The sequence below is a fragment of the Martelella alba genome (assembly GCF_005217455.1).
GTDB lineage: Bacteria > Pseudomonadota > Gammaproteobacteria > Enterobacterales > Enterobacteriaceae > Acerihabitans.
Window position 1 is genome coordinate 1 of record NZ_SZPQ01000084.1, and the last position, 6,412, is coordinate 6,412.

Consider the following 6,412-nt stretch of genomic DNA (forward strand, 5'->3'; position numbering starts at 1 on the left):
CGAGCCCAGCCAACCATCTAAAATCGTCGTTGTTTGTCGTAATAGCAGTGCATGACTCGGCCGGGTCCTAGACCCGGTCACCTGAAACGATTGTCACTCAATATTCAAGGAAAGCGGCATGCTCGGCGAATTTCACCTACTCTTTTTCTTTACGCTGACGTCGTTTGTTTTTAGTGGTGTGTAATTATCCTCTGTCGCCATTATTCCCCACCCTCCGGTATGAATTTGAAACTAACCGCGCTGCTCATCGCGTTGTTTCTTCCCCTGGCCACTGAGACGATCTGTTTGGGTTTTGCGCCGAAAGCCGGTAAATCCAGTGGCATTGCCGCCGATTCGGCCAGATGGGTGCGCTTAACCTTGCGAAGGTAATCCCCTGTGGTGCCGTATTCGATATGCCCTTCTTCAATCCTCAGATAACTGCCGCCGCCGATAAGTGTGATGCGTTTTTTGCCCTGAAAGAGAATGTCGCTTAGGCTGATAATGCTCAGCTTCTGTGCTGAGTCCAGACGTATTTCGCCCTTCTGGGCTTTCATCTCAGTTGGCCCTTCACCCGATATCAGGTTGAGTTTTCCTGAGCGGGTATACAGCCCGACTTTCCCGCCGGCCAGCATAGCGACGTTACCCATTGAACCGATGCTGATATGGCCACCTGCATTCATGACGATATTATCCACCGCCGCCAGTTGCATATGTTCATCGCTACAAAGGACCACGCCTTTCACGCCATGGCAGTGAATCATCTGGTTAAGCGATTTCAAACGCCGATTAAACATCGAAATCTGGCCGGCGATATCCGCCTCCGGTGCCTGTAACTGTTTCGCGGCTACCGCCAACTGCTTTATCCGCTCCCGGCAGAGTGCAATCTCATAAAGGGCGGTGTCCATATCCAGCACGTCGCCAGCCGATTTAGTCTGTCCGTCAGCGGTAATGAACAGCCCTTTTGCCGCCCGAATGACACCATACTCATCAGTACGCAATTCAAAGCCGGAACCCCGCTGTTTGCCATGCTGGTCCGTCACGTGGCCCTGATTCAACTGTGATGCGGCGTAAGGGGTAGTCAGGGCAATATGTTCCTTATCCCGCAAATCCTCCATTCGAAGCTCATTATCGCCAGCGGTGCGTAAAATATTTTGGCTACGGTTATCCCGGTTAACAATGTCGGGATGTGCAGCGTCATGAAAGGTATTCGCAATATAGGGGTGGTCCGGATCTCCCCAATGGAAGGCCACGCCCACTTCCGTACCATCAATAAGCGGCATATGCCAGCCGTGCTCATCTCCGGCAACGGGTTTCATCAGGCGCAGCCACGGATAAGAAAACCCCGGTTCGCCGTCTTCCAGATTGAAACTCATTCGCACCCGGTAACGCCCGTCTTCATCCAGATGCGCATACGGGTCATTCTTTTCGCGGCTTTCCACCCTGCCCGGTATCGTGCCATGGATCTTGGGCCGGGCAATTACCGCGGGGCGGAAACTGTATTCCATCCGGTATGGCATTCCCCACAGCGAAACATGCAGCCGAGAATCCCGCGCACCGCGATATGAGACGAAAACGATAACCACCCCGTCTTCAAGGTCGCGCAACTCTACCCCAGCGAGGTCGATCACGGCCCCCGGACTCAGCCAATAGGCGTTACTGAACAGATGCAGGTAAGCGGATTTATTCAACTCACGTTCATGATGAATACGGGCATAAAAGGCGCCGCTTTCAGTTCCTGGCTCGGGCCCGGCGTCCTCCCCGGCGGTGAGATAGGGCCCTTCGTAGCGGTAATCCTCACCCGTGGTAACCGCGGGAGAGCGAACGGAAACGCGGGCATCCAGAGGACCCGGTACTTTACGGGGAGGGTAATTGCGGGTCGCCACCGTTTCCGTTACCACTCGGTGCCAAATTCGCAGGCCCCAGCAGCACAGCTCAGCCCTGTCATACAGACCAGACGGTTCGTGATAAGGCAACGCCCCGTTAAAGACGTAGTGAAGCTGGCTGTCACCGAACACGGTGACATCAAGTTGCGTTACGTTATTTATTTCCTGACGAAACCAGATTCCGACCTCAGAGAGGATGCGCTGGATAAATTCCAAATCGCTTTCCCGCCATTGGGTTATCAGTTCGCGAACCGGATATTCCCGTGACAGCGTAAATTCAAAATCAGCGCCTTCCAGCCCGTGCGAGCGTAGTATCTGTTCCACCATTTCCGGCACGGACAGATGCTGGTAAAGAGCACAGCGACGGGAGCGGGAGAGCAACGCGAGGCGAGATTCAAGATTGATGGCATAATGGGACTGGTCCGCATGGGTGAAAAGGCATTCGAAACCGGTAATGATGCCGTGAACGACTTTGCTGCCCCGCATTTCAAAACTGGCGGGTTTCAGTAGAACATCGTCCCCCTGAACCCTTTGAGGCGTGGTGAATTCGATACGCCATAAAAAAGGTTGGCTAAAGCGCTCGGTGCCACGAAAGCGAAGTACATCGGGCGTGATCGCGCTGTCATTGATGGCGAGGGAATAGAGGGAAAGCGAGGTATCGCCTGTGATGGCTGTAACATCCTTCAGCATGATATCATCCTGGATCCGGAAATAAGCGGGGTGAAGAACCGATAAATTAATTCGGGTTATTATCTTTGGGTTAATTCACTATTCCATGTAAATGTCTTTTTACAGACGTAACCCGACCAACGCTCACTAAATTTGATAATAAAGCAGTTCGTCGGCATATACCAGTCCGCTTTGCGGTATTGTTCACTTATGTGATCCCCCCTGGCGTGTTCATTATATTTTAGATAAAAAGCAAATAAACAAAATGACTGGCGGGTCCACTCTTCAAGTCAGACCAATAATGGGATACAGCATAGCTATACTCTACATATTTCGCGTTGCCTCGCGGCCAACAATGAGGCAACTTAAAATATGACGAGTATATTTAGTAATACGCGAAGGGTTAAAATAACGTTGCCCAACCCTCGCATGATACCACCAAGGTTGGGCATAAGACGGCCGCGTCGGCGTACGGCCCGCCGGGATACTGACCTTACCTGCTCACGCCGGCCATCGCAGGGTGTCAGAGATTCTCCCTGATCATATCCAAAACCTGCATATCCCTGATGCTTTCCTCCAATGTTAATAATTGAGCGGGTTGTCCCAGCACGGCATTGGAAAACTGGGTAATCTCCGCTTTGTAGCGATCCGATTCAGCCACAGGCAAGGCCCTTACGCCTTGCGCCGTCTGCAGGTAGATTTCCCCCGCGTCATCCAGGAAGGTATTTTCAATCCGTAGCAGGCCCTTGGTGCCGATCACTTCCGCATAATTGCGGCCGAAGGCGTTGAAGCCACAATGAATGTTGGCAATCAGGCCATCATCGTATTGCAATAGCGCCGACACATGGGTATCCACACCCTGCGCTTTTTCACTTACGACTTTACAACGCGTGGGGACGCGGCCGGTCACCATGCCGACGAAGTTAATCGGGTAGCAACCGACATCATAAAGCGCGCCGCCGCCCAGAGCCGGCTGCATCTTGATGGTGTTTTCCCGGTCGAGGAAAAACCGAAAGGAGGCGTTGATATGACGCAATTCACCCAGAGCGCCGCCGTCGAGAGTTTCTTTTACCGCCCGCATGCGATCGGTGTAACGATACATGAAGGCTTCCATCAATATCCGGCGGTGCTTCACCGCCGATTGGCGCATGGTTTCCGCCTCAGCGGCGGTCAGCGCCAAGGGCTTTTCACACAGGACATGCTTTCCCGCTTCCAGCGCCTTGACAACCCATTCCTTATGCAGTGAATTGGGCAATGGAACATAGACCGCCTGGATATCTTTGTCGGCCAGTAAATCGACATAGTCCCCATAGCGTCTTTCCCACTCGCCGGCGGGCAGGTCGCCGACATTGCGCGAGGCCAGTCCCAGCAAGCGGGCATTGGTTGCCCTGCTGATTGCCGGGATCACCGATAGCCTTGCTATACGGGCATAACCAAGCACGCCCCAGTTTACGACATCAGTCATTTCTTTCCCCTTGGAAGCCAGATGGCGAGTTCAACAGAAAGTTCTGGATAAATATTGCTTGCCGCGATCCGGCATAATGGAAGGCTAGTGTAATTGAGGGTTACTCACAGTGGTGTGATATCTTTTGCAAATTTATAATACCAATAGCCACTTACACTCTGAATATTTCACGTTGCATCGCGGCGGCCACCCAGCGACAAATTCGTCGGGAACGAATGTGGACCGCCAACGGCGGGTCTCCGGTGAGAGGCAGGATGTTTCTCACCGTCCCCAGCAGCAGGGATAACGCAGTGTCTGGGGCAAGCGAGCGCAGCCAACAAAGAAGCAACGTGAAGAATGACGGGTATAAATGACGCATTGCGCAAAAGGTGTCATATCACTCTGGGCTTTTGTTCACGCTGTCTTCGTCCGCGGGATAATGTGCCCGCAAAAAATCCACTAAAGCCCTGAACGCGCCCGGCATATTCCGCTGGCGGGGATAAAATAAGTGCCAGCCTAAAAAAGGCGGGCAATACTCGCGCAATAACGGCATAAGCTCGCCGCTATCCAACCAGGGCCTCAGTTTATCCTCTGTCCAGAAAGTGATGCCCACCCCCTGCAAAGCGGCCGCAACGCCCAGCTCACGCCGCGTTGTGACCAGCGGCCCCTCCAGCGCCAGTGAAATCCAATGCCCGCGCTGGTAAAATTCCCAACGATAGACACCGCCGGGGTAGCACCAATTGATACATTGATGGTGCGATAGATCGGCGGGGGTGAGTGGCGTCCCGCAACGCTTGAGATAATCCGGCGAGGCGGCCGCCACCATCCGCAGCGCCGGCCCCAGCGGGTAGGCCACCATATCCTGTTGCACAAACTCGCCAAGTCGGATACCGGCATCATACCCCGCGGCGATAATATCGACAAAAGACGATTCTGTAACGATATCCAACACAATATTCGGGTATTGCGCATGAAACTGGCCTAAAACCGGTGCCAATACCGCATCCGCGGCCATTTCGGTGACATGCAGTTTGACTCTGCCGGAAACCTTGCCGGCTTGCCCGCGCGTCTCCTCCAACGCCGCGTCCATTTCCGCCAGTGCCGGGCGTAATCGGGCGTACAGGCGCTGACCAGCGTCTGTCAGCGCCACACTGCGGGTCGTCCGCTGAAACAGCCTTGTGCCCAATTTATCCTCGAAGCGGCGGATCACCTGGCTCAACGCCGACGGCGTGATCCGTAACGCCCCGGCCGCGCCGACGAAAGTGCCGCGTTCGGCGACGGCTTGAAAAGCCCGGAGTTCAGTATAGTCGCTGCTTTTCATAAATTATCCATTTATAACTAATGAATGCATGAAGATTAAGTAGTATTAACACATGATCATGCTCTTCGCATAATAGTGATGTCATCCATTATGGTGGGAGAGAAAAGATGCTGAAAAAACGATGCCTTGGCAGTCAAGGATTAACGGTTTCCGAACTGGGTCTGGGTTGCATGGGAATGAGCCATGCCTATGGCGAGGCCGATGAAAAAGAATCGCTCGCGACATTGGATCGGGCGTTGGCGCTGGGGGTCGATTTTTTCGACACCGCGGAATTTTATGGCCCTTATCGCAATGAGGAATTGTTGGGTCGCTGGCTTAACGCCGGGGGTCACCGCCAGCGCGTGGTTATCGCCACCAAATTCGGCTTTGATATTGGCGGAAAGCGGGCATCGGGACTCGACAGCCGGCCGGAGCATATTCGCGCGGTGGTGGACGCCTCGTTGCAACGGCTACAGACGGATTATATCGATCTGCTGTATCAGCACCGCGTCGACCCCGAGGTGCCTATTGAGGACGTCGCCGGGACAGTCGGCGAGCTTATCTCCGCGGGTAAAGTACGCTATTTCGGTTTGTCGGAGGCCGGCGTCGAAACCCTTCGCCGCGCGCATCGGGTACAGCCGGTGAGCGCATTACAGAGCGAATACTCTTTATGGGAGCGTAATCTGGATGGAGAAATCCTGCCGACGCTGCGGGAATTGGGCATTGGGCTGGTACCCTTTAGCCCCCTCGGCCGGGGATTCCTCACCGGCCAGGCGAAGCGCGCGGAAGACTATCCGGAAAATGACTTTCGTTCCTGGGGCGATCCGCGTTTAGCCGGAGATAATTATAAGGCGAATAAGCAGTTGGCCGAAACAGTGAAACAAGTGGCGTCGCGATGCGCGACGACCCCGGCCCAGGTCGCGTTGGCCTGGCTGTTGCAGCAGGGAACGGATATCGTCCCCATCCCCGGCTGTAAGAGCCGGCGGCATCTGGAAGACAACATCGGCGCTGGAACATTAACGTTGCCCGACCGGGAACTTGCCGAGCTGAACGCCCTGACCGGACGGCTAAAAGTCAGTGGCGCACGGTACACCGCGTCTTTTGCCCGCTTTCTTGACCGCTAAGCGTTAACGCAAC

General features: G+C 54.3%; 4 protein-coding genes. 1 reads left to right on the top strand and 3 read right to left on the bottom strand.

Going from position 1 to position 6,412, the window contains the following annotated elements; all coding sequences use genetic code 11:
* Window positions 1–200: 200 nt before the first annotated feature.
* The 3 genes from FCN80_RS25215 to FCN80_RS25225 all read right to left on the bottom strand — a co-directional run bounded on the left by FCN80_RS25215 (window position 201) and on the right by FCN80_RS25225 (window position 5,296).
* Window positions 201–2,552 (bottom strand): type VI secretion system Vgr family protein, encoded by a 2,352-nt coding sequence (locus FCN80_RS25215; protein WP_136993056.1) that lies wholly within the window; start codon window positions 2,550–2,552, stop codon window positions 201–203.
* A 502-nt stretch (window positions 2,553–3,054) separates the two neighbouring features.
* Window positions 3,055–3,996, bottom strand: a complete 942-nt coding sequence (locus FCN80_RS25220; protein ID WP_136993057.1) for a Gfo/Idh/MocA family protein — start codon at window positions 3,994–3,996, stop codon at window positions 3,055–3,057.
* A gap of 376 nt (window positions 3,997–4,372) precedes the next feature.
* On the bottom strand, window positions 4,373–5,296 hold the full coding sequence (locus FCN80_RS25225) for a LysR family transcriptional regulator (RefSeq protein WP_136993058.1): 924 nt from the start codon (window positions 5,294–5,296) through the stop codon (window positions 4,373–4,375).
* Between the two features lie 107 nt (window positions 5,297–5,403).
* Between FCN80_RS25225 and FCN80_RS25230 the strand changes: the two genes are divergently transcribed.
* Complete coding sequence (locus FCN80_RS25230; protein WP_136993059.1) at window positions 5,404–6,399, top strand: aldo/keto reductase; 996 nt, start codon at window positions 5,404–5,406, stop codon at window positions 6,397–6,399.
* Window positions 6,400–6,412: the final 13 nt, after the last annotated feature.

Coding starts and splice junctions, on each gene's coding strand:
- FCN80_RS25225 (WP_136993058.1), bottom strand. CDS start 5,296: ATGAAAAGCAGCGACTATACTGAACTCCGGGCTTTTCAAGCCGTCGCC.
- FCN80_RS25215 (WP_136993056.1), bottom strand. CDS start 2,552: ATGCTGAAGGATGTTACAGCCATCACAGGCGATACCTCGCTTTCCCTC.
- FCN80_RS25230 (WP_136993059.1), top strand. CDS start 5,404: ATGCTGAAAAAACGATGCCTTGGCAGTCAAGGATTAACGGTTTCCGAA.
- FCN80_RS25220 (WP_136993057.1), bottom strand. CDS start 3,996: ATGACTGATGTCGTAAACTGGGGCGTGCTTGGTTATGCCCGTATAGCA.